Below are 2,722 nucleotides of genomic sequence, written 5' to 3'. Positions count from 1 at the left end.
TCCGAATTGAATCGGCTGAAGGACCGTATTCCTTGGATAATTCATCGGATCGTCGTCCCGCTTTAACCATCTCCACAATGGACTTTTTTAAGTCCTCTTCATAACGTGTAACCATAAATAAAAATGCTCCTATGATGATATTTTACCAAACTAGCAAAACTAGTCCGGAATCTCATCATAAGAGCATGTATACTTGTGTATAGTAAGTTTGTTGAACTGCAACAAATACAGGAGGAACAAATGTTTTTAGCAATTAGAGAGATTAAAAAAGAAAAACTACGGTACGGCTTGATTCTAACAGTTGTCGTCTTAATCAGTTATTTGATTTTCATTTTAAGTGCCCTGGCGCTCGGGCTGGCAACAGCTAACACCGCTGCGGTGGACAGCTGGCAGTCTAAGTCCTTTGTAATGACCAAAGACGCTAATGGCAATGCCGGACAGTCATTACTGACAACGAAACAGGTGGATCAGTTAAGCGACGACAAAACCGCAACACTTGGCATTACACCAGTTAATATGAAAATTGGCGGAAAACGTGAATCCGCACAATTCGTTGGGATGAATAACGACGAGTACATCGCTAAAAACCTACAATTAACCAAGGGGCACTTGCCAAAGGCAGCTAACGAAGTCGTCCTCGCTGACTCAGTTGATAAGGATATTTACGGTATGGGGGATAAAATTTCGATTGGGTTATCTGATACGAAATATAAAATCGTGGGTTATGCGAAAAATGCCACGTATAACACCGCACCTGTTATTTATGGCGCGTTAGCGCAATGGCGTGTCATTAAGGGCGTGTCAGATCAATTCCAAGGTAGCGTAGTTACTTCAAAAACGTCACAATCGGTCGATGATAAAGCATTAAAGACTTATTCATACCAAGCCTTTATCAATAAATTGCCAGGTTATACACCGCAAAAAGCGACGTTTGGTCTCATGATTGGCTTCCTGATTGTCATTTCATTGATTGTGATTACCATCTTCCTCTACATTCTAACGGTTCAAAAATTGCCTAACTTGGCAGTTTTGCGTGCACAAGGCATTCCAAATCGTTTCTTGGCCCAAAATACGTTATTTGAGACGTTCTTTATTATGGCAACTGGTATCGTCGTTGGTGCTGTACTATCGGCATTAACTGAATTTGGGATTCCAGATAGCGTACCAATGGCATTTGATTGGGGATTGATGGGACTCATTGCGGCCGGATTGATGGTAACCGGGTTACTGGGTGCAATCATTCCGATTCGTGTGATTAGTAAGATTGATCCGGTATCAGTAATTGGAGGTTAAAAAGATGCGTGAAGAAAAACTAGCCCTTGAACACGTGACGAAACAATTTGGTCAGAAAACCAATTTAGTTACGGCACTAGAAGACGTCAGTTTAGCGTTTAAAGCTGGTGAGGTGTCGCTTATCATTGGTCCTTCAGGATCTGGTAAAAGTACCTTGCTAACCATTTTAGGCGGGTTACAGACACCAACAGACGGCTCAGTTCGTTTGAATGGTCACGACATCAGTGATTTGAGTACCAAAGAAGCCGAAAAAACACGACTTGAACAAATCGGTTTCGTCTTACAGGCGTACAATCTCGTGCCATATTTAACCGTAGCAGACCAATTCAAACTTGTTGACCAGGTGAAGCCTAACAATAACCTCAGTCAAGATGGATTTGACAAAATTATTGAAACGCTAGGCATTCAAAAATTATTAAACAAATACCCTGGCGAATTGTCTGGCGGTCAACAACAGCGCGTTGCAATTGCCCGTGCGTTGTATACAGACCCGGCGATCATCCTAGCCGATGAACCTACGGCAGCATTAGATACGGCACGTGTCAAAGAAGTTGGCCAACTTTTTGCTAATATTGCGCATGACGAGGAAAAAGCAGTCGTCATCGTCACGCACGATGATCGTCTGCGAGAGTTTTCTGATAATGTCTACAAAATTGTCGACGGAAAACTATCTAATACGGACTGATTAACACACTTGCTCTTATGCTGATATTCCGGACTAGTTTTTCTCGTTTGGTAAAATATCATCATAAGAGCAATAGATTATTTAGTTATGTTTTTGTCGAGCTTGCATTTTTGCTAGTCCGCTTGTAGCAAGGGTTTCAGCCCAATATAATAACTAAAATTTATAAGGTTACTTTTCAAATGTGTTGATTATCCATTGCAGAGAAAAGAACACAATAAAAATGATAAGAATAGGAAGCAGTCTAGCCAGCCAAATATTGATGTTTGGATATTGTGACAGAGTATGATAGAGCCATTGGGCAATTATAAAAGCGCCCAATCCGCTGACGATTTATTTGATGTTTTTATACATGTTATTTCTCCAATATATTCATACTAATATAGTACCTATAATACCATTAAACAAAAAAACAGCCCCTATTATCTATCCACTAGATAACGGGGGCTGTTTTATAGGGGCGATTAAAAAGGCACAAATAACCCCTCAAAAGCATTGAAAGAATAGCCCCCAATATCTATAATGTAGATATTGGGGGCTATTTTGTTTCTTTTATCAATAAATAACATCTGCTTTTCAGAAAAATTGTTGGACCTTTGTACTAATTGAACTAATTTCTTGCTGAGATAAAGTGGCCACAACTTCGCCATCTGATCGTTTTGTTGGATCGACAGCACGGACATGTTGCAATAACGCTGTCCCGTGAATTTTCCCGTTATCTATCCTGATAAATAACGGCGATTTAGC

2 protein-coding genes are annotated in these 2,722 nt (G+C 40.3%); both read left to right on the top strand.

From position 1 onward, the window contains the following. Nucleotides 1-240: 240 nt before the first annotated feature. Nucleotides 241-1,293 carry an ABC transporter permease gene (locus tag EGT49_RS12255; RefSeq protein WP_046811107.1) on the top strand — a complete coding sequence of 351 codons (1,053 nt, stop codon included), beginning with the start codon at nucleotides 241-243 and terminating at the stop codon, nucleotides 1,291-1,293. Nucleotides 1,294-1,297: 4 nt separating this feature from the next. Beyond that, complete coding sequence (locus EGT49_RS12250; protein ID WP_046811108.1) at nucleotides 1,298-1,978, top strand: ABC transporter ATP-binding protein; 681 nt, start codon at nucleotides 1,298-1,300, stop codon at nucleotides 1,976-1,978. The last annotated feature ends 744 nt before the right edge of the window (nucleotides 1,979-2,722 follow it).

The sequence above is a fragment of the Companilactobacillus suantsaicola genome, from assembly GCF_004745525.1.
Classification (GTDB): domain Bacteria; phylum Bacillota; class Bacilli; order Lactobacillales; family Lactobacillaceae; genus Companilactobacillus; species Companilactobacillus suantsaicola.
Note: the sequence above shows the minus strand (reverse complement) of the source record. Positions and strands in the feature narration are given on the sequence as shown.